The sequence below is a fragment of the Pseudarthrobacter sp. S6 genome (assembly GCF_050156575.1).
Lineage (GTDB): Bacteria > Actinomycetota > Actinomycetes > Actinomycetales > Micrococcaceae > Arthrobacter.
In genome coordinates, this window is the sequence record NZ_CP189581.1 from 545,376 (window position 1) to 570,612 (window position 25,237).

Sequence of the window (25,237 nt, forward strand, 5' to 3'; positions counted from 1 at the left end):
GGGTCCGGGATGAGCACCGTATTGGCTGGTCAGGCTTCCACGCTAATTCCGGGACTCTGGAAACACAAGGAAGCAGTAAGGTTGCTTGCTTCCGTGTTGGTCCTTTAGCTCCAGGCGCTTTACAGCCCGCCCTGCTGCGGCCACAATGGGTCGCATTACAGCCCTGTGGAACAGCCTGCTATCACTTGAAGCCTGTCAAGGGAAAGCCTGTCAAAGGAGAGGGGCGCCACCATGAATGACAATGCGGACGTAGACGAGGCAGACCGGGCATTGAAGCAAAAGCACCGGACCATGTGGGCCTCAGGGGATTACCCGGCACTGGCCAGTGAGCTGGTGCAGGACCTCGGGGCCATTCTGGTTGATGCCTGCGGAATCAAGCCGAAGCAGCACGTTTTGGACGTGGCCGCCGGCGCCGGCAACGCGGCCATCCCTGCAGCCATGATGGGCGCGCATGTGGTGGCCAGCGACCTCACCCCGGAACTGTTCTCCGCCGGGCGTCGGCAGGCTGCCGATCGCGGCGTCGGGCTTGAATGGGTGGAAGCGGACGCCGAGGCGCTGCCGTTCGAGGACAATTCGTTTGACGTGGTCACGTCCTGCCTGGGCGTGATGTTCGCTCCGCACCATCAGGCCGGAGCGGACGAAATTGTCAGGGTGTGCAAACCCGGCGGCACCATCGGCCTGCTCAACTGGACACCCGAAGGCTTCATCGGAAGGATGTTTACCACCATGAAGCCGTTCGCGCCGCCGCCTTCGCCCGGCGCCCAGCCGCCGCCGCTGTGGGGGAGCGAGGATCACGTGCGGGAACTCTTCGGGAGCAGGATCACCGATATCCAGGCGAAGAAGCGTTCGCTGGCCATCCGCAGTTTCCACCAGCCGGAGGACTTCCTGCGGTACTTCAAGTCCCACTACGGCCCCACCATCTCGGTCTATAAGTTCATTGGCGATGACAAGGACAAGGCGCAGGCCCTGGACAAAGCGCTCACCGAACTGGCCGATTCCTTTGGCGAGGCCCACGGCGATGCCGTATGGCAAATGGAATGGGAATATCTACTTGTGACCGCCAAGGAGGCCCGATAGTGCCCGGGAACCATGTGGCCACATCCACCGTCACCATCGAGGCTCCGGCGGACCGCGTCTGGAAAGTTATCACCGATCCCGCCGCCGTGAAGGAGTTCATGTTCGGCGCGGACCTGGAAACCGACTGGACGGAAGGAAGCCCCATGGCCTGGCGCGGGGAGTGGGAAGGCAAACCCTACGAAGATAAGGGCGAGATCCTCGAGGTAGACCCCGGACGCAGATTGGTCCACACGCACTTCAGCCCGCTGGGCGGTCAGGAAGACAAGCCGGAAAATTACCACACGCTCACCTGGACCCTCGAGGGCCAGGGCAGTGCAACAACACTCACGCTCTCGCAGGACAACAACGCCAGCGAAGACGCGGCCGAACACTCCAAGGGCATGTGGGACATGCTCGTGGCGGACGTCAAGAAGATCGCAGAACGCGGCTAAGAAACCAGCGGCCGCCGTCGTACCTTCCCAGGAGAGGGGACAGGCGCGACGGCGGCCGCTGGCGTCAGGCTGTTTACTCGGCGTCGTGATCCGTTTCCAGGATCTGGACCAGACGCTCCAGGGCGTCATCCGCGCCGGTACCTTCTGCGCGGAGCACCACAACATCGCCGTGGGCGGCACCCAGGCTCATGAGGGACAGGATGCTGGCGGCGTCCATTGCCTCATCGACCGGCTCGCCCTGGCGGGCGATGGTGATGTCCAGGTCGAACTCGCCGGCGGCCTCGGCAAAGATGGCGGCGGGGCGGGCGTGCAGGCCTACTCGGCTGGCGACGGTTGCGGTGCGTTCTGACATTTGTGCTCCTTTGTCTTTCGGCGCGTCCGTTGGTTCAGCGCCGTGGGTGGTGGTGCGGTGCGGCCGGTCAGACCGTTACTGGAACCGACTCAACGGTAACAGCGGGCTGGCGGACGGCCCAGCGCTTAAGGGCGATCACTGACAGGGCGGTGACGACTGTTCCGACAATGATAGAGACAACGAACATCAGGAAGTTGTCGATGGCGAAGAAGACAAAGAGACCGCCGTGCGGGGCTTTTGACCCTACACCGGCCGCCATGGAGATGGCGCCGGTGACGGCTCCGCCTAGCATGCTGGCCGGGATGACGCGGAGCGGGTCCGCAGCGGCGAAGGGAATGGCGCCTTCGGAGATGAAGGATGCCCCCAGCAGCCAGGCGGCTTTGCCGTTCTCGCGCTCAGCCAAGCTAAAGCGCTTCTTGTCCAGGACCGTGGACGCGAGTGCCATGGCCAGCGGCGGAACCATGCCGGAGGCCATGACGGCCGCCATAATCTGCCACGGTGCCTGATTGTCCAGCGTTGCGGCACCCAGGCCAGCGACGGCGAAGGCGTAGGCGACCTTGTTGACCGGACCGCCGAGGTCGAAGCACATCATCAGGCCAAGGATGATGCCGAGGGCTATGGCGCTGGCACCAGTCAGGCCGGACAGGAAGGAGTTCAGCCCAACAGTGATGGCGACGATCGGAGCGCCCAGGATCAGGAACATGAGGCCCGAGGCCACGATGGAAGCCGCCAGGGGGATGATCACCACGGGCATCAGGCCGCGCAGCCAGCGGGCAACCTGAAGTTGGCCGATAACGTGCGCGATGTAACCGGCCAGGAGACCACCGACGATACCGCCTAGGAAGCCTGCGCCCATAAAGCCGGCAACGGCGCCGGCAACGAAACCCGGTGCGATGCCTGGCCGGTCGGCAATCGCATACGCGATATATCCGGCCAGTGCGGGAACCAGGAATCCGAGCGACAAGGCGCCGATCTTGAACAAGACCGCACCGAGGTACGCACCGAGCGGGCCCCACGCGTTCTCAGGGAATTCTGTGGGCAGGTTGAAAATGCTGTTGTCCACCACGATGGTGTCCGCGTACTTGGTGATGAGGTAGCCACCCATCAGGAAGCCCAACGCGATCAGGAGGCCGCCACCGGCGACGAACGGGATCATGTAGCTGACTCCGGTGAGGAGTGCCTTCTTCAGCTTTTGGCCGATGTGTTCGCCCTTTTCGGTGGCTTCGTTCTCAGCCTGTTCCTCGGCCCCGAAGTGGGGGACTCGGCGCGCATTCGGGTTGTCGGCGGCAGCGAGCGCCTCCTGGACCATCTTGGCCGGCTCGTCGATGCCGCGCTTGACGGGGGCGTTGATGACGGGCTTGCCAGCGAAGCGCTCCTTGCCGCGGACATCCACGTCCACGGCGAAGATCACGGCTTCGGCGGCGGCAATGACGGCAGGGTCAAGCGGCTTGGCCCCGGAGGAACCCTGGGTCTCCACCTGCAGGTCCACGCCCATTTCCTGGGCTGCGGCAACCAGTGAATCGGCGGCCATGTAGGTGTGGGCGATGCCGGTGGGGCACGCGGTCACAGCCACCAGACGCCTGCGGCCAGCGGTGGTTGAGCCAGTAGCAACAGCACCGGCAACAGCAGCAGCGGGCGCAGCTTCGGCAACCGCAGCGGCTGCGTGGGCCGCCGGCTTGTCCGCCAAAGCGCCGTCCACCAGTGCCACGACCTCTTCCCGCGAAGATGCATTGCGGAGTGCCGCAGTGAAATCCTTTTTGATCAGGGACCGGGCCAGCTTGGACAGCAACTGCAGGTGCTCCTGGTCCGCGCCGTCCGGCGCGGCGATAAAGAAGACCAGGTCCGCGGGCCCGTCCTTGGCGCCGAAGTCCACCTTGGGGTTGAGCCGGGCCATGGCCAGAGTGGGTTCGATGACCGCAGCAGAGCGGCAGTGCGGGATGGCGATGCCGCCGGGGATGCCGGTGGCGGTCTTCTGTTCGCGGGCGAAGGCATCGGCGAAGAGGCCTTCGACTTCTGACGCGCGGCCGGTGGCAGCTACTGTGCTGGCCAGGTGCCGGATCACGTCCTCGGGCGAGGTGCCCAGGTTCTGGTCGAGCACGACCAGGTCGGTGGTGATGAGCTGAGTCACTGTCAATCCTTTCGAAGAGCCGTGATGGTTACGGCATCCGGGGTGGTTTGGTGGACTGCCGGGACAGTGGAACCCGGCAGGGAGGCGGCGGCGGCACCATGTGCCACTGCCTGACGGAGGCAATCGGCCGGGGCGGCGCCCTGGCCATGGGCGAGCAGATAGCCAGCCAGCGACGAATCGCCCGCGCCGACCGTACTGACCGCGGCGACCGGCGGATGCGTGGCCAGCCACGCGCCGTCGGCCGTTACCAAGACAGCTCCCTTGGATCCGAGAGTTGCCAGCACAGCACCCACACCGGAACGCACGACGGCGGCGGCGGCTGCCGCGGCAGCCTGTGGATCCGCTTCCAGTTCGTCTGCGGTGGACGCCGTGGCGAAGCCGGCTGCAGCAGCCAGTTCCGCCAGTTCCTCGGCGTTGGGTTTGAGGAGGTCCGGTTTCCCGGACACCCCGTCCTGTGAAGTCCCATGCTGTGCCGTGCCGTCCGGCGAGATTCCGGAGACGGCGGCGACGAGCGGGCCGCCGGAGGAGTCGACGGCGATCAGCGGGGCGCCGCCGTCGGCCGCAGTCCGCAGCCGCCGGGTGACGGTCGCGTAGAAGTCGGCGGGGAAGCCGGGAGGCAGGGAACCTGCCAGGACTACCCAGCTGGCGCCGCGGGCGCGTTCCAGCAGCAGGCCGATCAGGGCTTCCTGCTGATATGCGTCCATGATGGGTCCGGGCTCGTTGATCTTGGTGGTCACGCCACCCGGCTCGGTGAGTGCCACGTTGGTGCGCAGCGGCTCGTCGATGGGAAGGGCCGCGAACGGCACGCCGTCGTGGAGCAGCCCGGCGAGGACGGGATCATTCTCAGCGCCCGGAAGCACCGCGATAGTCTCCAGGCCGGAGGCGACCAGGGCGCGGGAAACGTTGACGCCCTTGCCGCCGGATTCCTGGCTGACCGAAACCGCGCGTTGGACTTCGCCGCGTGCCAGGGGGCCGGGCAGGGCCACCGTGCGGTCCAGGCTGGGGTTGGCCGTGAAGGTGACAATCATGCGATCACCACGTCAACGCCGGCCTCGGTCAGGGCTGCCGCGAGTTCGGGGCTGGGCTCGCTGTCTGTAATCAAGGTGTCCAGATCTTTCAGGGAGGCGAACTGGACCAGGGTTTCCACGTCCAGCTTGGAGGAATCGGCCAGCACCACGATGCGGTGCGCCGAATGGACGAAGGCCGCCTTGACGGCGGCTTCTTCAGGATCGGGAGTGCTAAGGCCAAAGCTGGCGTGGATGCCATTGGTGCCGATGAAAGCGACGTCGGGGCGCAACCGCTGCGCCGCTTCCACAGTTACCTGCCCCACCGCGGCCTGGGTGAGCCCGCGCACCCTGCCGCCGAGGACTTGGAGGGCGATGCCGGGCGCACTGGACAGCTTCGCCGCGATGGGGACGGCGTGGGTGATGACTACCAGTTCGGCGCCGGGTCCGGTAGCCGAAGGCTCGACGGCGGTGCGCCGGGCGAGAAGGTCGGCCAACGCTTCAGTGGTGGAACCGGCGTCGAGCAGGATGCTGCCGAACGTGGCCTGGGGGATCAGGGCCAGGGCCGCCTGGGCGATTCGCACCTTCTGGTCCGGGCGCTGGATGGTCCGTTCGTTGATGCTTTCCTCGGTGGTGCTGAAGCGGTCGGCGGAAACCGCTCCGCCGTGGACACGGCGCACAGTGCCGGTGCTTTCGAGGGCGGCCAGGTCGCGGCGGACAGTTTCGGTGGTGATGCGGAAACGCTCAGCCAGCAGGGTCACGCTCACCCGGCCGGTGCCGGCAACAAGCTCGGCTATCTTCTGCTGGCGCTCCTCGGCAAACACATACCCTCCATTGCGTAAAGTGCTGAATCCCAGCCCTGAAATCCAGTGACTGGCATCACATGATGTTGAATTACTTGACTTTATCTTTGTCTATGTTGGTTTGTCAATGAAAACCATAAAAACACAGAACCCCCGGGAGTTTTTGTCCACGTATTGCGAGCCGAACGGCCCGAAAGTCCCGATAAGTGGACAAAAAATCGCGGGGCGGGGCGGGTTAGGCCTCGGTTAGGCCGGCAACGCAAAAGCCGGGCCCGACCTTTTCGGTCGGGCCCGGCTTCCGGGTGGTTTTGAAGCCTAGATGCCGCCGTCGCGGCTTTCGTTGCGGGTGATGCGCTCGCCGGTGTTGGGATCAACCACCGACCGGGTTTCGCTGACCCGGCGGCTGCGGCCCGGTGAAGCCAGGATGAGGGAGGTGATCAGCCCGATCACACCAACGGCCATCAGGATGTATCCAATCAGGACCTGGTCTATGAAGGGGATCAGCCCCGGGGCTACGGCCCAGGCCAGGATGGCGCCGAGTGCAATAAGGAAAATGGAGGAACCGATTCTCATGACTTGCTCCTTAGTTGTTCGAGTACGTGTGGTGCCAAAGTTGATAAGCATGCTGTCTTACGCTCACGCTACAGTCCGTCGGGGCACGATTCAATGATTGGGCCGCCCGGGGCGCGCCAGCGTCTTGGCTGTTCAGGAGCCTGGCGCTCGTTAGGCTGATCTGATGGAGACAGTTGTTTGGTCCAAGCCGGAGGCTGAACGGGCCGGCACGCCGCTGCTGGTCATGATGCATGGCTACGGCACGGACGAGTCCCGAATGGTGCGGCTGTTGGAATACCTCCCGGCCGAGTTCACTTGTGCTGCGCTGCGGGCGCCCATGGTGATCGGCGACCACTACGGCTGGTTCCTCCTGGACTACTTCCTGGCCAACGATTTCGCGGATGTCATCACGGCCACCAACACCGTCCAGACGTGGATCAACTCCGTCCGGGGCCAGCACAGCAGCGTCAGCCTGTTGGGCTATTCCCAGGGAATGGCCATGGCCAGCACCCTGCTGCGTCTTCATCCCGCGGATTACCAGGCAACGGTGGGCCTCTCCGGTTTTGTGCTGGAAAGCGAACTGCTGTCGCTGACCGAATCCTTCACGGCCCCGCCGCCCTTCTTCTGGGGTCGGGACAAGGCGGACCTGGTGATCAATGAGGACGCAACGGCCTACACCGGACAATGGCTGAACGAAAACACCCGGCTGACCGCCAGGACATATCCGGGCATGGGCCACGCCATGAGCAAGACGGAGATGGTGGACGTCAGCGCCTTCCTGCGCCACTACGTGCTCGGCCGACTACCTGCTCCACTCGCCGGCATGCCGGGCTGAAATCCTTACCCCGCAAGGCGTGTGTCCGGTATCGCACCATGAGAAAAAACAGTTGCACGCCAAATCTGTAAGCGCTTACACTCGTCGGTGGCCCACTCTTGCGGGTCACTGAAACCATCGGAAAAGGAAGCCGGACCCATGCCACGTGCCATGCCTCCTGCCTGCCTTGCGCCGCCGGCCCACGTCCGCCAAGTTGTCAGGCCGTGCCAAGACGCCCATGATGGAAGAAAACGTTCAACAGCAGCCCACCGGCCCGCCGAGGTTTTCACCTTGGCCCTCAGCCGCCCCTGCTGACCCGGCGGCATCGTGGCCGCCCTCCCCGCTCCTGCTCGGCCCCTCCTTGTTGCCCCGCTTTTCGGGCCCGCGCTACTTTTCTGCCTATTTACCTACCGTCCAGTAACAACCCGCCCGTGACAGCCCGCCTGTTGCCCGCCGTCTGAAAGGACATCGCGCATGACTGACGTTCTGAACACCCGAAGCACCAGCTGGACCACCGCCTCCGCCATCCTGTTCGACCTCGACGGCGTGCTGACCCCCACGGCCACTGTCCACGAACAGGCGTGGAAAGAACTTTTCGAGGGTTTCCTGGCGTCCCGTCCGGATGTGCCCGGCTACCGCGAGGACGACTACTTCGACCACATCGACGGCAAGCCCAGGTTCGACGGCGTCCGGGACTTCCTGGCGTCCCGCGGCATCGTGCTGCCCGAAGGTGCGCCAAGTGACGGCACTGCCGGTCATGCGCCCACCGAGGGCGCCGAGCAAGATGCCACCCGGCAGGACCCCGCCGATGCCACCGTCCAGGGGCTGGGCAACCGCAAGAACAAGGTCTTCAATGACATCGTCAGCGCCGGCGTCGAGCCGTTTGAAGGCTCGGTGCGCTTCCTGGAAGCCGCGGTGGGCCGCGGACTCAAGGTCGCCGTGGTCTCCTCGTCCCGGAATGCTCCGGCTGTCCTGAAGGCCGCAGGCTTGAACAGGCACTTCGAAATAGTGGTTGACGGCGTCGTGGCTGCGGCCGAGGGCCTCCCCGGCAAGCCGAGCCCGGCCACGTACCAGTACGCCGCGGAACTGCTGGGCCTGCCCAGCGAAGAATGCGTGGTGGTTGAGGACGCCGTCTCGGGCGTCCAGGCCGGATGCGCGGGGCACTTCCACTCGGTGATCGGCGTGGACCGCGGCGCCGGCCGGCAGACCCTGCTCGACGCCGGGGCCACGCGTGTGGTCAACGACCTCAACGAGCTCCTCTAACGCCAATCGCCGCCTGACGCTCCCCGGCCTCAGGCACGAAGCACTTCCCCGCACCGCACAACGCCAAAGGACCCCAACACCATGGCTCTCATCACCGCGGACCGTGAACGGTTCCCCAACACCCCCTGGCAGCTTGTGGAAACACGCCACCAGCCGGGCAGCGCGGGCACGCTGGAAACGCTCTTTGCCCTTGGCAACGGGCACCTGGGTATCCGTGGCGCCCACTGGGCGGCCGCGGACGCCGATCTTCCGGGGAGCTTCATCAATGGCCTGCACGAGATCTGGGATATCAAGCACGCGGAGAACGCATTCGGCTTCGCCCGGACCGGACAGCGGATCATCTACATCCCGGATGCGAACAACTTCACAGTGGTCATTGACGGTGAGAGCCTCATGCTCGCCGAATCGACAGTCCTGGATTACCACCGCTCCGTTGACTTCGCCACGGGCATCTACGAATGCCGCATCACCTGGCTGTGCCGGTCCGGCGCCACGGTGACCACCACCGAACGTCGCGCCGTGGGCTTCGCCTCACGTGGCAGCCTGGGCATCTCGCTCGAAGTGGCGTCGGACCGCGAGGTTTCCGCCGACGTGACGTCGTACGTCATCAACCGCCAGGACCAGCCTGTGGAGGACCACTCGGCGCATGACCCGCGCCGGGCGGGCCGGCACGCCGGCCGGGTCCTCCTGCCGGTAAGGACCGACGGCGGCGACGGCTCGCTCCGTCTCTCCTGGGAAGCGGCGGAATCCGGGCAGCGCGTGGGAATCGCCGTGGACCACTGGACCTCGGCCGGGCACCAGCCTTTCGAGACTGTGGCGGGCGAGGATGACAGCAGCGTCCGCTATGTCCTGGCGGTAGGTGCCCAGGAGCCGTTCCGGCTGGAAAAGAGCGTCAGTTACGCAGCGGGCCGCGGCGTCCAGGACTCGGCGCGGGATGCCGCGGAGGCCGCCGAAGCCGGGCTCCGTACTGTGGAGGACATCTTCACCGAGAGCGGCGAGCACTACCGCGCGTACTGGGCCACTTCGGACATCGTGGTGGGCGGCCAGCCCGAACTCCAGCAGGCCATCCGCTGGAACTTGTTCCAGCTTGCCCAGGCCACCGCCCGGGCCGACATCGCCGGCATCCCCGCAAAGGGCGTCACAGGCTCAGGTTATGAAGGGCACTATTTCTGGGACCAGGAGGTCTACCTCCTGCCCTACCTCACGTACACCAACCCCGACGGCGCCCGCCAGGTCCTGGAGTTCCGGCACGACATGCTTCCGGCCGCCAAGATCCGGGCCAAGGAGCTCAGCGTGGACGGGGCGCTGTTCCCGTGGCGCACCATCAACGGCCTTGAAGCCAGCGCCTATTACGCCGCCGGCACGGCGCAGTTCCACATCGCAGCCGCCATTGCCTTCGCCACCAACCGCTACCTGTGGGCCAGCGGCGACGAATCCTTCCGCGAGGGCATGGGTGCCGAGCTGTTGATCGAAACCGCCCGCATGTGGAGCTCCCTGGGATTCTTCGGAAAAGACGGGCTCTTCCACATCCACGGCGTCACCGGACCGGACGAATACACGGCCGTTGTCAACGACAACCTCTACACCAACGTGATGGCCAGGTTTAACCTGCGCACCGCCGCCGCGCTGGACCACGCGGGGATCGACGACGCCGAACGCGAGCTGTGGGAGCAGGCGTCGAACCGCATGCAGCTGCCGTTCGACGATGACCTGCAGGTCTATTCGCAGGACAACGACTTCATGACCCTGGAGCCGTGGGACTGGACCACTCCCCGGTCCAAGTACCCGCTGCTGCTGAACTTCCACCCGCTGGTGATCTACCGGCACCAGGTACTGAAGCAGGCAGACACCGTGCTGGCCATGTTCCTGCAGTGGCAGGATTTCTCCGCTGAGGAGAAGCGCCGGGCGTTCGATTTCTATGATCCCATCACCACCGGCGATTCCACCCTCTCGGCTTGCGTGCAGGGAATCATGGCCGCCGAGGTGGGTCACCCCGAAGCTGCCCTAGAGCACTTTACGAACGCCGTTTTCATCGACCTGGACGACACCCATGGCAACACCATCGACGGCGTGCACATCGCCTCCGCCGGGGGAGTCTGGAGCTCGCTTGTCTCCGGCTTTGCCGGGCTCCGGGACCAGGGCCACCTGCCGTTCTTCGATCCGAGGCTTCCGGCGGAGTGGGAGGCATTGTCCTTCCACCTGAAGATCCAAGGCCGGCTGCTGCTGGTGGAGCTCGACGCCGGTGCACTCACCCTCAGCATCCGCAGCGGCGGACCGCTCGACGTCGATGTCCGCGGCCAGGTGCACACCATTGGTGAAGAAGCAGTCCGGGTTGCCCTGGCTCCCTTTGAGGTTCCGGAACGCACTGTCTTCCCCGGCGGGCCTCCGACGGCGAGCCTCCCCATCGTGGGGTTTCGCGCCTGAAGTGACTGCGCGCCTTAAGTGAGGCTGAAGCGGCAGTCTCCTGCCGCCGTCGTGCGTTCCACGTCTGCTGGCTTGCATGGAAACGCAGGCCCACAGCAGGGTCCACAGCATCTAGGCTCGGCCGGTTCTTGGCGTAACTCAGAGGCACGGTTCGGTTGGGACCGGAACCGCATTAGTCTTAAGCACCCTTAGTGTTAAGGCAGGGCCGCAGCCAAAACTGCCGGCGGACACAAGCAGTACCGAAGCAGAGGTGACCATGGCCAAGCGCAGAAATCCCGCAGTACGTATCGCACAGGAGACCGCCCACAACGCGGTGTTCGACTCCGACGGCAAACCGAAACCCGGCGTTCACAACGTGCTCCTCCGGGCAGTCGAAATCCAGCGGCCGCTGGTGCTCGCCTACGTCCGGCGGCTGCAACGCAAACACCCGCGCGCCAGTGCCGCCAAGCTCGCGGAGATCCTCGAACGCGACTACCTTCGGGCGGTGGCTGGCGGCGGTGCAATCGTTGGCGCAACTGCCGTTGTTCCCGGCGTCGGAACCGTGGCTTCCCTGGGCCTCTCCGCTGCGGCTACCGTTGGCTTCCTGGAAGCCACAGCCCTCTTCGCCACGTCGCTGGCGGAACTCCATGGCATCCGGCTGACCAACCCGGAAAAGGCCAGCACCATGGTCATGGCCATCATGCTGGGCGAAGAAGGCACGGCACTGCTGGGAACGCTGAGCGGCCAGGCCATGGGCAAGGGAGCCAGCCAGACGCAGGCGTGGGGCAATGTGCTGACCAAGTCCATGCCATCGGGCTTCGGTTCCATTCGGAACAAGATCCAGAAGGCCTTCCTCAAGAACCTGCTCAAACGCCAGGGCACTGCGCTGCTTGGCCGGGCGCTTCCGTTCGGCATCGGTGCGGTGGTGGGCGGTGCCGGTAACCTCATAATGGGCCGCGCCGTGGTGGCGAACGCCAAGGAAGCCTTCGGCCCCATGCCGGACATCATCCCGGGGGAGCTCAAGGCCGTGGCGGCGGAACCGGAAATACATACTCTGGAGGGCAACAACCTTGGATCTTAACGCTGACCTCGGCGAATCGTTCGGCTCGTGGAACATGGGGGACGACGCCTCGATGTTCCGGCTCGTGACGAGCGCGAACGTGGCCTGCGGTTTCCACGCCGGGGACCCCATCACCATGCTCGACAGCTGCCGTGCCGCTTTCGAACTTGATGTGACCGTCGGTGCGCACGTGGGGTATCGGGACCTGGCCGGGTTCGGCCGCCGGTCCCTGGACATGTCCTTCGATGAGCTCTTCGGCGACGTGCTCTATCAGCTGGGCGCGCTCGACGGCGTGGCGCACGCCGTCGGTGCCTCCGTTGACTACGTCAAGCCGCATGGTGCCCTGTACAACCGCCTGGTTCACGACGCCGAGCAGGCCTCTGCCGTGGTCGCCGCAATCCAGGCCTACGACCCCGGGCTGCCGATCCTCGGGCTGCCCGGCTCGCAGTTGCTGATCCAGGCCAAGGAAGCCGGCCACCCGGTGTTTGTTGAGGCCTTCGTGGACCGCGCCTACCAGGCGGACGGGACCTTGGTGCCGCGCTCCCAGCCCGGTGCTGTCCTGCACGACGCCGGTTCGATCGTTGAGCGGGCCGTGCGGCTCGCGACGAAGGGCGAAGTTGTGGCCCTGGACGGAACGGTGGTTCAGGTCAGGCCCGACTCCCTGTGCATCCACGGCGACACCCCCGGGGCCGTGGAGATGGCCGCCGGTGTCCGCGCCGGACTTGAGGCCGCCGGCGTCGAGCTTGAATCCTTCGCGTAGTCAGCCCACTGCAACGCGGGGTCACTTACGGCCCATGCCGCGCGCCAACATGGGCCGTAAGTGACCCCGCGTTGGTTTGGAAGGGCCTGGTCAGCCGAAGACCAGGTGCGCCGCGCTGAAGATGACCAGCCCGGCCAGTGAGCCCACCACGGTGCCGTTGATCCGGATGAACTGCAGGTCCTTGCCCACCTGGAGTTCGATTTTCTGCGACGTTTCCTCGGCATCCCAGCGGGCCACGGTATCGGTGATCACGCCTGCGATGTCGGAGCGGTAGGTCCGCACCAGGTAGCCGGCGGCGTCGCCGATCCAGGCGTTGACCTTGCCGGCCAGTTCCGCGTCGTTCACCAGGCGTGAGCCGAAATCGCGCACCGCCGCCTTGAACCGCACCGTCAGCTCGCTGTCCGGATCGTCCACCGCAGACAGCAGGGCGCTCTTCACGGTTCCCCAGGTGCGGGAGGCCAGTTCGCGGACCTCGGGGTCTCCCAGAACCTGTGCCTTGATGTCCTCGGCCCGGTCGATCATGACGGGATCGTGCTGAAGATCCTGCGCGAGGTCGTTCAGGTACTTGTCGATCTGCCGCCGCACCTGGTGGTTGGGATCGGATTGCACGGCGCGCGCGAACTTGAGGATCTCCACGTAAACCTTGTCGCCCACGAGCCCGTCCACAAACTGCGGGACCCAGGTGGGGGAGCGGTCCGAGACCAGCCGGCTGACCGTTTCGTGGTTGTCATCCACCCAGTCCGCGGCACGGTCCACCAGCAGGTCCACCAGCTTGTGATGGTGCCCGTCGGCGAAAATCCGTTCCGCCATCCTGCCTACGGGCGGTCCCCACGGCGGAGCCAGCAGGTGCTTACGCACCATTCCCTCGATGACCGCCTGGACGTCGTCGTCGTTCAACACCTTGAACGCACCGCGGATGACGGCGGCACCCTCCTTCGCCACCCGCTCGGCGCCACCCGGCCCGGCGAGCCATTGCCCGGCCTTCCGGGCGACGTTTACGCTGGCCAGCTTGTCCTGGACCACCTGTTCAGACAGAAAGTTGGTCTCCACAAATTCGCCGAGCGACGCCCCGATCTGGTCCTTGCGGCGCGGGATGATGGCGGTGTGCGGGATCTTGATGCCCATGGGGTACTTGAAGAGCGCGGTGACGGCGAACCAGTCGGCCAGCGCGCCCACCATGCCGCCCTCAGCCGCGGCGCGGACGTACTGCAGCCACGGATACTCCTTCTGCAGCGCGAACGCGAAGACAAAAATGACCGCCATGGCAATGAGGAGTCCCAGCGCCAGAAGCTTCATTTTCCGCAGCGCTGCCGCCTTTTCGGCGTCCCCGGCGCTGAGCTGATGACCGGCGACGGCGGCACTCGCCTTGGGGGACCGCGACGCGGGATCTGCGGGCCCGGGCGGGGGCTGGCGGGTAGTTGGCTCAGAGTTCACCTGCATGTGCCCAGCCTAGTCCCGCGCCGCCGGGCTGCGTCCGCTAGCGTGTCCTCATGACATTCGAGGAGTCTGTGCCGGAAAGGCCACTGGTTTTCGCTCACCGGGGCGCCAGCGCGGCATTTGCCGAGCACACGCGCGCCGCTTACCTGCAGGCGATAGCCGACGGCGCTGACGGGGTTGAGTGCGACGTCCACCTCACCCGGGACCAGCACGCCGTCCTGCTGCATGACGCCAACCTGGACCGGACCTCGGACGGGACCGGGCCCGTCGCGGACCGAACGCTGGCGGAGTTGCGGCTGCTGGACTTTTCGTCCTGGAAGGGCGCCCGGATCCCGGAGGAATACGGTGCCCGGTCTGAGCAGTTCCTTACCCTGCCGGAACTCCTAAACATCCTGCGCGGCGTTGGCCGCCCCATCGGACTGGCCATCGAGTTCAAGCACCCCAGTCCCTACCAGCTGAAACTGGAAGACCGTGTGCTGGGCGTGCTCCGGGGCGAAGGCTGGGACGCTGGAACTTCGATGGTGGACAACGTCCGGGTGACCTTCATGAGCTTCAGCCCCGATTCGGTGAAGCATCTGCTCCGGAGCGTGCCGGCCGAATGCATCTGCCAGTTGGTGGACGACATCGACGTCGACGAACTCCGCGACGACCTGAGCCTTGGCCCCTTGACTGGCGGCGCGATCGCCAATTTGATGAAGGCGGCGCAGTTGGAAGGCGAACGCATCCTGGATGACTGCGAAGTGGGACTCGCGGGGCCAGGCATCATGTACGTCCGCGAGCACGCACGGACGGTACAGCGCTGGCTGGAATCCGGCCGCCGCTTCCGCGTGTGGACCGTGGATTCCGAGCGGGACGTGGCGCTCTGCCAGGGACTGGGGATCCACGAAATCACCACGAACAAACCTGCCAGTGTGCTGGCGCAGCTCCAACCGAGCGGGCAACAGGTCCAGCTGCCCTCCTGAGCCGGTGCTGTCTGCCGTGTTGTTTAGGTCGCTGCTGTTTAGCCGCTGGCGCGGCGCTGTGATTGAGTGGACCCATGCCTTTTCGCTGGTCCGCCCGGGCCACCCAAACAGTCTCCGCGGCGGCCATGAGCGCGCTGCTGATGGCCAGCGCCATGAAGCACTTCCGCGAGCCACGGTTCTTCGAGCAGGTTGTCCCCGACTATCTTTGCCGCGAGGCGCCAATTGCCGGCGGCCAGTCGCCGGAGGGGCGCGAAATACCAGCGACTGACGGCGTTAGGCGGCCCCTGGCGGTGATGTCACGGGAGGAATGGATTGCGGTGAGCGGACTGCTGGAGGCGGGTGCCGCCGTCGGACTTTTGATACCCGGCATACGCCGCGCAACCGCAACCGCCGTGACTGCAATGTTCACCGTCTTCCTGGCCGGGCACGTGGACGCCCTTCGACGCGCGTATGGCCCTGCCGGTTCGCCGGCGCAGCGCAACGTGCATGCTGTCAGGCTGCCGCTTCAGCTGCCGCTGATCCTGTGGGCCTGGAGCCTGCGGAAACCGGGACGACGGCGATGAAGCTGCTTGCCTCGCCCGCCGTGCGGGTGGGAATCTCGATCAGCATTGCAACGGGGCTTTACGGGATTTCCTTCGGCGCGCTGTCCGTCACCTCCGGACTGGATTTCTGGCAAACCATGGCCCTCAGCCTGCTGCTCTTCAGCGGCGGCTCCCAGTTCGCGTTCATCGGTGTGGTGGCGGGCGGAGGATCCGGTATTGCCGCCATGAGCGCGGCCACGCTGTTGGGCATGCGGAACGGCATCTACGGCATGCAGCTCAACGCGCTCCTGCATCCGACCGGCTGGCGGCGCTATGTCGCGGCGCAGGTCACCATCGACGAGTCGACCGCCACCAGCAGCGGGCAGACTGATCCTGATGAGCAACGCCGGGGTTTCTGGACGGCCGGCATTGGCATCTACATTCTCTGGAACCTGTTCACCGCCGTGGGTGCCCTCGCCGGCAGCGGGTTGGGCGATCCCAGGCAATGGGGCCTGGACGGTGCCGCGGTGGCCGCATTCCTGGCTCTGCTGTGGCCGCGGCTCAAGGGCCGGGAACCGGCGGCGATTGCCGTGGTGTGCGCCCTGGCCACGGTGGTGGCCGTGCCGTTCGTTCCCGCGGGCGTGCCCATCCTGATCGCCGCCGTGGTGGCCGCGCTGATCGGCTGGTTCAGCCACGGACGCAGTGATGAAGGCCTGGAACCGGACGTGGATCCCTACGATGGGCACCACAGGCGCCGGGACCGGAGCAACGACAGGCGCCGGGACAATCAAGTGGACGCGCGTCGGGACAAGCAAGGGGACGGCCACGGGCAGGCAGTGCAGGCGGGCACATGAATCTCTGGATCTGGTTGCTGCTGGCGTGCGTCCTTGCCTATGGGTGGAAGCTGGTGGGCTATTTCGTCCCGGCGAAGCTGCTGAAGGACCCCCGGATGTCGCGTATTGCCGGCACCATGACCATCGGATTGCTGGCATCGCTGACCATCGTCAACACTGTGGCGTCCGGCCAGACGCTGGCCGCCGACGCGCGGCTGGGAGCCCTCGCCGCCGCGGCCGTCGCACTGGCCTTTCGGGCGCCCTTCCTCGTGGTGGTTGTGGTGGGTGCCGGTGCTGCAGCCCTGCTGCGGCTGATCGGTTGGAACTGACTGTCCATCTTGCGAAACCGGCATCAAACTACTGGTGGTGCGGTTCACATGCGTTGTAGCATGGGCCTGGCTATGCAGTTGGCCGTGGACTCTCCTGAGAGCGCTGACCATGGAGATAAGGCTGCACCCAGCCGGTGCAAGACCCGGCAAGACTCACCGTCCAGCACTTGAAGGTTGGCGAGCAGGGCTGCCGGTCAAGCGCTTCTTTACCCGGTTCCTGTCCCTGGCCGACCTTCCGCCCGAGGACCTGGATTTACTTTCCGAGCGCATACGGCGGGCCCTGGACCTCGGCCGGGGAGCGGATATGGCCGCCCTGCACGCGGCGGTTCGGGCCGAACTCCGAATCCGGGAAACGGAACCGGACGGCTGAAGGCCGGAAAATATCGGCGTGAAGCGGTTTGCAATGCCTAAAGGAGCCCCTTAGATGAATGATGAGACCGATCCCAACGCACCCGATCCAGGCAGCAGAACCGATAACCCCAAAGGCTCGGACCCGAGGCCGCGTCCGGTGTACGACACCAGCGTCTCCGAATCGACGCGGGAACTGCGGGATACTTCCCGGCGCCGTCGCGACGCAGAGGAGAAGCTGCAGCAGCACCTGGTGGAGGCCAAGGAGCATGTGCCCCATGACTACGATCATGCGCCGCACAACCATGGCAAGGAACACACCGCGGCGGAGGGGAAAGACAGCGCCGGGCGCCAGGAAACCCCGACTGAAGAACCCCAGCCGTAGGCCGGTCAGGCCGTTTGTTCATCCTCTGGCGACCCGGTCCGGCGGGCGCTTTCTTCAACTCCCAGCTCGTACCAAACCTGCGCACCGAACACTGGGGTGGGAGTGTCGAGGTTTTGGAAGAGGGTGTCCAGCAGATTGGCCAGGTCTTCAGCTGCCAACGAAGGAAGGATCTTCTCCGGGCCTAGGGGGTCGTGGATGAGCCGGGACAGGTCAGCCTGGTTCATCGGCGGACGATGGCGTTGGAATGATTGCGCCGCGATTGTTTCACTATTGCTCCCTCTGAAGATTCAGAGGCTGGCTGCGTAACCCTACCCGAGTCTAATCCAACCTTGGGGCACCAACAATGGGGCGACCAGACTCATCAATAGTGCTCGCGAGATGGGGTGCGTGCCTCATTTGAGAAACGCTCGCGTAAATCACGGGCCGCCACGGGCACGGCGGTGACGATGAGGGATGGGCCTGTCGATGGGTACGCGTAGGGAAATCACGAAGCAGTACGCACGCGATTATGCGAAAGGAGCCAAGAAGGCCAAGGGGGCGGTGCTCGATGAGCTGGTGGCCGTCACCGGCTGGTCAAGGGCCAATGCCCGTCGGGCGCTGTCCACGGCCCGTAAGCGTAAGGGTCCTGCGAAGGCTGTTGTGCGGAAGCCGCGGGGACGTACTTACGGCTACGGCACCCTCAAGGTCCTGATCGAGGTGTGGCGGTTCGCGGGGATGCCGTCGGGTAAGTACCTGGCCGCCACCATGGACCTGTGGCTGCCCAAGCTTGAGGCCTTCGGGGAACTGGACAAGGACAGGCTGACCCCTGAGGTGAGGGCGCAGCTGCTGAAGGTCTCCGGTGCCACCATCGACCGGCTGCTCAAACCGACCAAGGACGCCGGCAGGCCTAAAGGCCTGTCCGCGACCAAGGCCGGGCCCTGCTGCGCAACTCAATCACGGTCCGCAAGGCCGGGGATGAACACGAACAGGCTCCCGGTTTCATCGAAGCCGACATGGTCGTCCACTGCGGCCCCACCCTGGCCGGGGAATTCGCCAGGACCCTCACCGCCACGGACGTGTTCACCGGCTGGACCGAGAACGTCGCGGTCCGCAACGGCGCGCACAAATGGGTGCTGGAGGCAATGGATGAGGTCGTGGCACGGCTGCCGTTCCCCATGGTCGGGTTGGATACCGATAACGGAGGAGAGTTCATCAACTACGCCCTGATCAAATGGGTCGATGACAAGGACATCTACTTCACCCGGTCCCGGCCGTACAAGTCCAACGACAACGCCCACGTCGAGCAGAAAAACGGCGACGTGGTCCGCCGGCACGCCTTCCACTACCGCTACGATACCGCCGCGGAGCTGAAGCTGCTCAACGCCCTCTACGCCCTCGTGCGGGTACGGCTGAACCTCTTCACCGCCACCACGAAAGCGGTCGGCTGGCGCTCCAATAAGCACGGGAAGAAGGCCCGCATCTATGACAAACCGCGTACCCCGTACCAACGCGTGATCGATTCCGGGATCCTGACCGGAGCTAAAGCCGCGGAACTCGCCGAGCTGATGGAGATCACCAACCCGGCCGACCTCACCCGCGGCATCACCAAGATCCAGACCCAGCTGATCGCACTCGCCGCAGCGAAAACACGGGCACTGGAAGCATCATCCACGCGAGCACAATTAGATGAGGCAAGCAAGACACTTTCGCGTGCATCTTGACATGAGTCGTTTCGTGGGGCCACCGGGGCTCTGTGCAGTCATTGCTTAGCCGGCCCGGCGGTTGGTTAGGCGTGGAGTGTCAGGTGAACTGTGGACCCCGCAGCTGCGGAGCGGGCAGCGGTACGTGCGCGGGCAACGGGCGGTGGGGCCGTTCAGCGCGGATGGCATCCTCGATCAGTGCCAGGGGGCGGCGCCAGGCATCGGAACCCGGTTCCATGGTGTCCACAACGCCGATCAGCATAGCGAGCAGGCGGAACATGTCAGTCATGGAGATATCGGAACGCAGGGTGCCTTGACCTTGGCCGCGGCCCAGCAGAACGCTCATGGAGTCCATCAGTGAGCCGGTGATGCCGGTGAGGAGTTCGCGGCGGCCCGCAACGGCGCCCAGCAGGTTGGCATCAGCGCTGGCCGCGGCCATGAGGGCTTCGAGGACGCGCAGCAGCCCCGCGGTTGCGTCGATGTCAGCCAATGCGCCCGCCATGACGGGGTCCACGGTCTCGCGGAGCTGCCGGTTGAGGGCGGCCAGGACCAGCTCCTCCTTGTCGGCGAAGTTCCGGAACAGGGTGGCCGGGCCAACGCCCGCCGTCAACGCAATGGTCTGGAGTGGAACCTCGGGACCATGCTCCCGGAAGCACTGGCGCGCGGCCAGGATGATCTTGTCCACGTTCCGGGCAGCGTCTGCGCGTAGTGGCTTGCGGACGACAGCAATGCTCATTCGTTCAGGTTAGCAATGCGGCAGGCAGCCATCACGGTTACCGGAGGGTAGCCGGCTATGTGACGCTTTGCCGGCCTCGCTAAACCCGTTCCGGGTTCGGCTGCATGACAGACTTGCCCTATGTTGCTTGCATTTTCAGTCGCCCCGTCCGGTACGCCCGCCGGGGGATCGCGTCCCACCGACGCTTCAGTGCACGACGCCGTTGCGGCCGCCGTGCGGATCGTAAGGGAGTCGGGCCTGCCCAACCAGACGGACTCAATGTTCACCACCATCGAGGGCGAATGGGATGAGGTGTTCGACGTCGTCAAGCGCGCCACCGAAGCCGTGGGAGAGTTTGGCAGCCGTGTCTCATTGGTCATCAAGGCGGACATCCGGCCTGGCTACAAGGGTGAGCTCAGCGCCAAGGTGGATCGCCTCGAAGAGGCACTCTCAGACGGCTCCTAATTCCTGTCACGCAAAGCCTGCTTTTGGCGCCGCCGGGTGGCCGTACCCGCGTCAATTCAAGGATGTGACGCCCGGGGTGAGCCAAAAGCCTGCTCTGCGTGATGCTCCCCCGCAGTCACTGGACGGGTTTCATGCGCCGAGTCCTGGACCGGCGCATGCCCGCGTGCCAGACTGTGGCCATGTTTGAGCACAAGACTCAGCCGGGGTGGGTGGCCGTGGAAGACTTCCTCGCCACCACAGTGGTGCATCCGGACGCTGCGCTCCAGCAGGCGGTTCGCTCCGCCGTCGACGCCGGGATGCCGCCCATTGAAGTCACGCCCAACGCCGGCAAGCTGCTTAAGCTCCTGGTTCAGCTGTCCGGCGCCCGGCGGGTTCTGGAGATCGGCACCCTGGCCGGGTTCAGTAGCATCTGGATGGCGCAGGGACTGCCCGACGGCGGCCGGCTGGTGACGTGCGAATATCTCGCGAAGCATGCGGACATCGCCAAGGCGAATGTGGAGGCGGCCGGGTTGGGGGACAAGGTAGAGGTCCGGGTGGGCGCTGCCCTGGACACTTTGGCCGCGCTGCAGGCGGAGGGTCAGGAGCCGTTCGATTTTGTGTTCATCGATGCGGACAAAGAAAACAACGTCGCGTACCTCGAGTGGTCCGTGCGCCTGGGCCGGCCGGGAACCACGGTTGTCCTGGACAACGCCGTCTGGGAGGGCGCCGTGCTGGATCCTTCCATGGACCAGGTCAACGCCCCCGGGATCATCAGCGCCCTGGAGCTGCTGGGCCGGCACCCGCAGCTCGACGCCACCGTGATCCAGACTGTCGGCTCCAAGGGCTGGGACGGGTTCGCTCTGGCACGCGTCCGCTGAGCGCACAGCGCGGCCGGGTCATTGGTCAATTGCTAAGTATGCTTAGAATGACTGTCCGGCCAATGCTCCGTCCGGAGTCGCCTGCACTGGAGGAACACGATGAAAGCGTCACCCACCCTTGCCAGCAACCTTCAGATGGTCCTCACGGACCTGATTGAGCTCCATCTCCAGGCCAAACAGGCCCACTGGAACATCGTGGGCACCAACTTCAGAGACCTCCACCTGCAACTGGACGAGATCATCGCCAGTGTCCGGCTGTTTGCCGACCAGACGGCAGAGCGGATGCGGGCACTGCACGCCTTGCCCGACGGGCGGAGCCGGACCGTAGCCGCAGACACACGCATTGATGAGCTCACCGGCGGGCTGATTTCTACGAAAGATGCCGTCAAACTGGTCACGGCCAGGCTGGAGCGGACGGTGAAAACCATGCGGGATGTCCACGATGAGGTGGACGAAGAGGATCCCACCAGCGCCGACTTGCTGCATGCCGGCATCGAACGCCTGGAACAGCTGGCATGGATGGTCAACGCTGAAACCATGACGCCGTCCGCCGCCGTCACGGACCCGGCGGCAAAGTAGCTCGGGCCGGAGAAACGCCAGAATGTCCGCATCGCCCCACCTGCCCGTCCGCATGATCTCAACCCAATCCCAGCTGGCTTGGACAGTTCCCCTGCTCGACTCCGTGGCCTCCGTTGCCGGCGACGTTCCCGCGCTGCTGTCGTTGGCCCGGGACGCGGGAGGCAACTGGCCGCAGCCGGGGGGCGGGCATACTGCCCATCTCTGGGAGCTGCTCGCTTCCGTCTCCGCCGTGGACGTTGCCGCCGGCCGTATTTTTGAACCGCATGTGGATGCCCAAGCGATCCTTGCCCAGTCAGAGAACTATCGGGCGGCCCACGATCCTGCCGACCGCGCGGGGGCATGGGGAGTGTTTGCCGCCGAAGGCCCAGGGCTTCGCCTCGAGGCCAAGACCGGTGACGCCGGAATTCTATTAATCGGGTCCAAGCCGTGGTGTTCCGTGGCGGCGCTCCTGGACCGGGCCGTTATCACTGCCCACACAGAAACCGGCGGACGAGCCGCCTTTGCCGTGGACCTCTGGCATCCGGGCGTGACCTGTGACGAGCCGGCATGGGTGGCCCGCGGGCTGCGGGAGATTCCCAGCGGTACGGTCCATTTCAGCCACGTGCCCGCGCAGCAGCTGGGCAGCGACGGCTGGTATTTCAGCCGGCCCGGTTTTGCCTGGGGTGGCATGGGGGTAGCTGCCTGTTGGCTGGGGGGCGCCGTGGGCGTGGCACGGGACTACAAAGATGCGTTGGCTGCCGCAGCCCGGTCCGGCCGCGAACCTGACCAGATTGCCCTGGCTGCACTCGGCGAAACAGACAGGATCCTCACCGCCGCGCTCCAGTACCTGGCGCGAACAGCAACAGCTATTGACGACGGCGGCCTGTCCACCGGGGAAGATGCACCGCAGACTGGAGGCCGCAGCCCTGAAGCCAGGCAAAACACCCGGAAGCCAGGGGCGCACACAGGGACGAACCGGAGCGTATGGAGCGATGCGTTACGCGTACGCGGAACCGTAGCGGCCGCCGTCGAACGCGTCCTCTCCCTGGTAAGCCAGAACCGGGGACCGGCGCCGCTGGCGTTTGACGAACCGTATGCCAAGCGCATGGCTGACCTGGCGCTGTACGTGCGCCAGCACCATGCAATGCGAGACGATGCGCAGCTGGGAAAACTGACGCTGAAGGGGGAACATCTGTGGTGACTTTTTCGCACACGGACCAGGGGACTGCCGAGGCCCGTTGGGCGGCGAGCGGGCTCGCCGCGATAGCGGAGTTGCCGTTGGGGCAAAACGAATTGGCTGCCATGCGGTTCGTGGTGTTGGCTGCACACCCCGACGACGAGACCCTGGGCGCCGGGGGCCTGCTGGAGCTGCTGCACTCGCTGGGCGCCGACGTCGAGGTGCTGCTGTGCACGGCGGGGGAGGGCTCGCACCCGGACTCGGCTACAACCACGCCTGAACAGCTCGCCGCCGTCCGGCTTGAGGAGTTTGCGGCGGCGATGCGAGTCCTGGGGATGGCCGGACGCTGGCGCTTCCTCGGTCTGCCGGACAGGGGCCTGCAAGAACTGGCGCCGGAAATCGCCAGCCGGCTGCGCGAGGCCATTGGCCGATTCACCGGCCCACCGCAGCAGCTGGCGATTGTGGCCCCTTACCGGGATGACGGGCACGCGGACCACAACGCCCTCGGCGCGGTGGCTGCGGACGTCGCCGGCGTCGATGGGCACGGCCTGCTGGAGTATCCCATCTGGTACTGGTTGTGGGCCTCCCCGGAGGACCCTGCCTGGCGGTCCTGGGCGCGCTTTCCGCTAAGTACTGAACAGCAGGCGGCGAAGAGATCCGCCATGGACTCCCACACGAGCCAGATCCGTCCGCTGTCCGGGCTCCCCGGGGACGAAGTGCTCCTCGGCGAGGGGCTGCTGCAACATTTCAGGCGCTCTTTTGAGACATTCGCCTGGACGCCGCCGGGGGCCCAACTGGTCCCATCCCCTCCCCATTCCAGCGCGGACGCGCAACGGATCTTCGACGCCGTACACGCGAAGTCCGATGACCCCTGGGCGTACACCACCAGCTGGTACGAGCGGCGCAAGCGCACCCTCACCCTCGCCGCGCTGCCCCAGGAGACCTACTTTTCTGGCCTGGAAATCGGCTGCTCCATCGGAACATTGACCGCCGAACTGGCCACCAGATGCGCCAGCCTGCTTGCCGTGGATGCCAGCGGTACCGCGCTTGATCTTGCGGCCCGCCGTCTCGCGCCGTTTCCCGGCGTCAGCACGCGGCAGTTGACGCTCCCTGCCGACTGGCCCGGGGGCCGCTTCGACCTCGTGGTGGTCTCCGAGGTGGGCTACTACCTGTCGGCGGCAGAGTTGGAGGTGCTGCTGCAGCGGATCCAGGAATCGATGGCGCCGGGCGGCACGCTGCTGCTGTGCCACTGGCGGCACCCGGTTTCCGGATGGGAGCTCGACGGCGACTCGGTCCACGCGCTGGCCCGGAACCGGCTGCGGTGGCCCACCGCCGGTCTGTACCAGGAACGCGATTTTGTGCTGGAAACGCTCGTGGCTCCCGCCGATGGCAGCGACGCCGGCGATCCCGGACCTCCGGTGTCCTGAGATGGGCAGGATCGAGCAGGTTGCCGCGGTCATTCCGGTCCATAACGAGGAACCGCACCTGGCACGTGCGCTGGCAGCGCTCAGTAGCGCAGCTGATGCGCTGCAGCAAAGCCAACCGGAGATCGACGTCGCCATCGTGGTGGTTTTGGACGCCTGCACGGACGGCTCGGGCACCGTGGCGGCGCGGTTTGCAGCGGCGGATGGCCGCATCACCCTGCTGCCGGTCGTGTTCCGCAGCGTGGGGAGGAGCCGGAGGGCAGGGATTAACCTGCTGCTCGCAGGACGCGGGCCGGACCGTGCGCGGGCGGGCCGCGTGCTGGCCACCGAACGGGTGTGGCTGGCCAATACAGACGCCGATTCCTGCGTTCCGGACAACTGGCTCCTCCGCCAGGTGGAACTGGCTGACCGCGGCGCCGATGCAGTCTTGGGAACGGTGGAACCGGATCCGGCCGGGATGGACGGCGAACTCCTGCGGCGCTGGCACGTTCGGCATCCGCTGGGGGAGGACCATCCCCATGTGTACGGTGCGAATTTCGGGGTACGGGCCTCGGCCTACATTGGGGCTGGCGGCTTTCCCTGCCAGCCCTCGCATGAGGACCGGGTCCTGGCAGCACAGCTGCGCCGCAACGGGTACCGAATAACTTCCACGGACGCGGTCCGGGTTGTGACCTCCGGGCGGACCGAGGCCCGGGCGCCGCAGGGATTCGGCGCCTATCTGCTGGCTCTGGGCATGGAATCCGCTGTGGCGTTCGAACGCTGAAGAAGCATAAACGGTGGAACCACATGGATGCTGCGCAGCGAACACAATGAGGGGGCCGACGACGACTGGGGGGACTGGCCTCGGTCTCAGGAGAGGCCACCTCGCCGCCGACCCCGCCTGACACCCGGGACGCCACG

Annotated in this window: 28 protein-coding genes; 20 read left to right on the top strand and 8 right to left on the bottom strand. The window is 65.6% G+C overall.

The window, feature by feature from the left end:
• Nucleotides 1-231: 231 nt before the first annotated feature.
• Nucleotides 232-1,077, top strand: a complete 846-nt coding sequence (locus tag ACQCS0_RS02725) for a class I SAM-dependent methyltransferase (RefSeq protein ID WP_354155424.1) — start codon at nt 232-234, stop codon at nt 1,075-1,077.
• On the top strand, nt 1,077-1,508 hold the full coding sequence (locus ACQCS0_RS02730) for an SRPBCC domain-containing protein (RefSeq protein ID WP_354155423.1): 432 nt from the start codon (nt 1,077-1,079) through the stop codon (nt 1,506-1,508). The genes ACQCS0_RS02725 and ACQCS0_RS02730 overlap by 1 nt, the downstream gene beginning before the upstream one ends.
• Nucleotides 1,509-1,581: 73 nt before the next feature.
• Here the strand turns inward: ACQCS0_RS02730 and ACQCS0_RS02735 are convergent, their stop codons facing one another.
• The 5 genes from ACQCS0_RS02735 to ACQCS0_RS02755 all read right to left on the bottom strand — a co-directional run bounded on the left by ACQCS0_RS02735 (nt 1,582) and on the right by ACQCS0_RS02755 (nt 6,368).
• Entirely contained in the window at nt 1,582-1,860 is a 279-nt protein-coding gene (locus tag ACQCS0_RS02735) for an HPr family phosphocarrier protein (RefSeq protein WP_193340868.1), read from the bottom strand.
• 67 nt (nt 1,861-1,927) lie between these two features.
• Nucleotides 1,928-3,988 (bottom strand): fructose-specific PTS transporter subunit EIIC, encoded by a 2,061-nt coding sequence (locus tag ACQCS0_RS02740; protein WP_354155422.1) that lies wholly within the window; start codon nt 3,986-3,988, stop codon nt 1,928-1,930.
• 2 nt (nt 3,989-3,990) lie between these two features.
• Nucleotides 3,991-5,016 carry a hexose kinase gene (locus ACQCS0_RS02745; protein WP_354155421.1) on the bottom strand — a complete coding sequence of 342 codons (1,026 nt, stop codon included), beginning with the start codon at nt 5,014-5,016 and terminating at the stop codon, nt 3,991-3,993.
• Nucleotides 5,013-5,816 carry a DeoR/GlpR family DNA-binding transcription regulator gene (locus ACQCS0_RS02750; RefSeq protein WP_354155420.1) on the bottom strand — a complete coding sequence of 268 codons (804 nt, stop codon included), beginning with the start codon at nt 5,814-5,816 and terminating at the stop codon, nt 5,013-5,015. Before ACQCS0_RS02750 ends, ACQCS0_RS02745 begins: the two co-directional genes overlap by 4 nt.
• A 294-nt stretch (nt 5,817-6,110) precedes the next feature.
• Nucleotides 6,111-6,368: a DUF6458 family protein gene (locus ACQCS0_RS02755; RefSeq protein WP_282329715.1), complete on the bottom strand. Its 258-nt coding sequence runs from the start codon at nt 6,366-6,368 to the stop codon at nt 6,111-6,113.
• 163 nt (nt 6,369-6,531) lie between these two features.
• Between ACQCS0_RS02755 and ACQCS0_RS02760 the strand changes: the two genes are divergently transcribed.
• The 5 genes from ACQCS0_RS02760 to ACQCS0_RS02780 all read left to right on the top strand — a co-directional run bounded on the left by ACQCS0_RS02760 (nt 6,532) and on the right by ACQCS0_RS02780 (nt 12,647).
• A complete protein-coding gene (locus ACQCS0_RS02760; protein WP_354155419.1) occupies nt 6,532-7,182 on the top strand; it encodes a phospholipase in 651 nt (216 codons plus the stop codon).
• A 453-nt stretch (nt 7,183-7,635) separates the two neighbouring features.
• Nucleotides 7,636-8,424, top strand: coding sequence for an HAD-IA family hydrolase (locus ACQCS0_RS02765; RefSeq protein WP_354155418.1), 789 nt, complete (start codon nt 7,636-7,638; stop codon nt 8,422-8,424).
• 81 nt (nt 8,425-8,505) lie between these two features.
• Nucleotides 8,506-10,848, top strand: a complete 2,343-nt coding sequence (locus tag ACQCS0_RS02770) for a glycosyl hydrolase family 65 protein (protein WP_354155417.1) — start codon at nt 8,506-8,508, stop codon at nt 10,846-10,848.
• Nucleotides 10,849-11,104: 256 nt separating this feature from the next.
• Entirely contained in the window at nt 11,105-11,908 is an 804-nt protein-coding gene (locus ACQCS0_RS02775) for a hypothetical protein (RefSeq protein ID WP_354155416.1), read from the top strand.
• Nucleotides 11,898-12,647 carry a 5-oxoprolinase subunit PxpA gene (locus ACQCS0_RS02780; protein WP_354155415.1) on the top strand — a complete coding sequence of 250 codons (750 nt, stop codon included), beginning with the start codon at nt 11,898-11,900 and terminating at the stop codon, nt 12,645-12,647. The genes ACQCS0_RS02775 and ACQCS0_RS02780 overlap by 11 nt, the downstream gene beginning before the upstream one ends.
• Nucleotides 12,648-12,737: 90 nt before the next feature.
• Here ACQCS0_RS02780 and ACQCS0_RS02785 read toward each other — a convergent pair whose 3' ends face one another.
• Complete coding sequence (locus ACQCS0_RS02785) at nt 12,738-14,087, bottom strand: DUF445 domain-containing protein (protein ID WP_354155414.1); 1,350 nt, start codon at nt 14,085-14,087, stop codon at nt 12,738-12,740.
• A gap of 50 nt (nt 14,088-14,137) precedes the next feature.
• Here ACQCS0_RS02785 and ACQCS0_RS02790 point away from each other — a divergent pair, with 50 nt between their 5' ends.
• The 6 genes from ACQCS0_RS02790 (at nt 14,138) to ACQCS0_RS02815 (ending at nt 17,462) form a co-directional block, all read left to right on the top strand.
• A complete protein-coding gene (locus ACQCS0_RS02790; RefSeq protein WP_354155413.1) occupies nt 14,138-15,046 on the top strand; it encodes a glycerophosphodiester phosphodiesterase family protein in 909 nt (302 codons plus the stop codon).
• Between the two features lie 74 nt (nt 15,047-15,120).
• Nucleotides 15,121-15,609 (top strand): hypothetical protein, encoded by a 489-nt coding sequence (locus ACQCS0_RS02795; protein ID WP_354155412.1) that lies wholly within the window; start codon nt 15,121-15,123, stop codon nt 15,607-15,609.
• Complete coding sequence (locus ACQCS0_RS02800; RefSeq protein ID WP_354155411.1) at nt 15,606-16,421, top strand: AzlC family ABC transporter permease; 816 nt, start codon at nt 15,606-15,608, stop codon at nt 16,419-16,421. Before ACQCS0_RS02795 ends, ACQCS0_RS02800 begins: the two co-directional genes overlap by 4 nt.
• Nucleotides 16,418-16,729, top strand: a complete 312-nt coding sequence (locus ACQCS0_RS02805) for an AzlD domain-containing protein (RefSeq protein WP_354155410.1) — start codon at nt 16,418-16,420, stop codon at nt 16,727-16,729. The genes ACQCS0_RS02800 and ACQCS0_RS02805 overlap by 4 nt, the downstream gene beginning before the upstream one ends.
• 109 nt (nt 16,730-16,838) lie before the next feature.
• The gene (locus ACQCS0_RS02810; RefSeq protein WP_426940022.1) at nt 16,839-17,099 is read left to right on the top strand and encodes a hypothetical protein; all 261 of its coding nucleotides are present in this window, start codon (nt 16,839-16,841) and stop codon (nt 17,097-17,099) included.
• 54 nt (nt 17,100-17,153) lie between these two features.
• Nucleotides 17,154-17,462 (top strand): hypothetical protein, encoded by a 309-nt coding sequence (locus ACQCS0_RS02815; protein WP_354155409.1) that lies wholly within the window; start codon nt 17,154-17,156, stop codon nt 17,460-17,462.
• A 5-nt stretch (nt 17,463-17,467) separates the two neighbouring features.
• Here the strand turns inward: ACQCS0_RS02815 and ACQCS0_RS02820 are convergent, their stop codons facing one another.
• Complete coding sequence (locus tag ACQCS0_RS02820) at nt 17,468-17,686, bottom strand: hypothetical protein (protein WP_282329703.1); 219 nt, start codon at nt 17,684-17,686, stop codon at nt 17,468-17,470.
• Nucleotides 17,687-18,394: 708 nt separating this feature from the next.
• On the opposite strand from ACQCS0_RS02820, the gene ACQCS0_RS02825 reads away from it, so the two are divergent.
• Nucleotides 18,395-19,162: an integrase catalytic domain-containing protein gene (locus ACQCS0_RS02825; protein ID WP_426940211.1), complete on the top strand. Its 768-nt coding sequence runs from the start codon at nt 18,395-18,397 to the stop codon at nt 19,160-19,162.
• A gap of 79 nt (nt 19,163-19,241) precedes the next feature.
• On the opposite strand, the gene ACQCS0_RS02830 is transcribed toward ACQCS0_RS02825, so the two are convergent.
• Nucleotides 19,242-19,877 (bottom strand): helix-turn-helix domain-containing protein, encoded by a 636-nt coding sequence (locus ACQCS0_RS02830; RefSeq protein ID WP_354155408.1) that lies wholly within the window; start codon nt 19,875-19,877, stop codon nt 19,242-19,244.
• Between the two features lie 120 nt (nt 19,878-19,997).
• Between ACQCS0_RS02830 and ACQCS0_RS02835 the strand changes: the two genes are divergently transcribed.
• The 6 genes from ACQCS0_RS02835 to ACQCS0_RS02860 all read left to right on the top strand — a co-directional run bounded on the left by ACQCS0_RS02835 (nt 19,998) and on the right by ACQCS0_RS02860 (nt 25,100).
• Nucleotides 19,998-20,321 (top strand): thiamine-binding protein, encoded by a 324-nt coding sequence (locus ACQCS0_RS02835; RefSeq protein WP_141139239.1) that lies wholly within the window; start codon nt 19,998-20,000, stop codon nt 20,319-20,321.
• A gap of 179 nt (nt 20,322-20,500) precedes the next feature.
• Nucleotides 20,501-21,178 (top strand): O-methyltransferase, encoded by a 678-nt coding sequence (locus ACQCS0_RS02840; RefSeq protein ID WP_354155407.1) that lies wholly within the window; start codon nt 20,501-20,503, stop codon nt 21,176-21,178.
• Nucleotides 21,179-21,277: 99 nt separating this feature from the next.
• A complete protein-coding gene (locus ACQCS0_RS02845; RefSeq protein WP_354155406.1) occupies nt 21,278-21,757 on the top strand; it encodes a DNA starvation/stationary phase protection protein in 480 nt (159 codons plus the stop codon).
• 22 nt (nt 21,758-21,779) lie between these two features.
• A complete protein-coding gene (locus ACQCS0_RS02850) occupies nt 21,780-22,937 on the top strand; it encodes a hypothetical protein (RefSeq protein WP_354155405.1) in 1,158 nt (385 codons plus the stop codon).
• Nucleotides 22,931-24,340 (top strand): PIG-L family deacetylase, encoded by a 1,410-nt coding sequence (locus ACQCS0_RS02855; protein WP_354155404.1) that lies wholly within the window; start codon nt 22,931-22,933, stop codon nt 24,338-24,340. The genes ACQCS0_RS02850 and ACQCS0_RS02855 overlap by 7 nt, the downstream gene beginning before the upstream one ends.
• The gene (locus tag ACQCS0_RS02860; RefSeq protein ID WP_354155403.1) at nt 24,300-25,100 is read left to right on the top strand and encodes a glycosyltransferase; all 801 of its coding nucleotides are present in this window, start codon (nt 24,300-24,302) and stop codon (nt 25,098-25,100) included. Before ACQCS0_RS02855 ends, ACQCS0_RS02860 begins: the two co-directional genes overlap by 41 nt.
• Nucleotides 25,101-25,237: the final 137 nt, after the last annotated feature.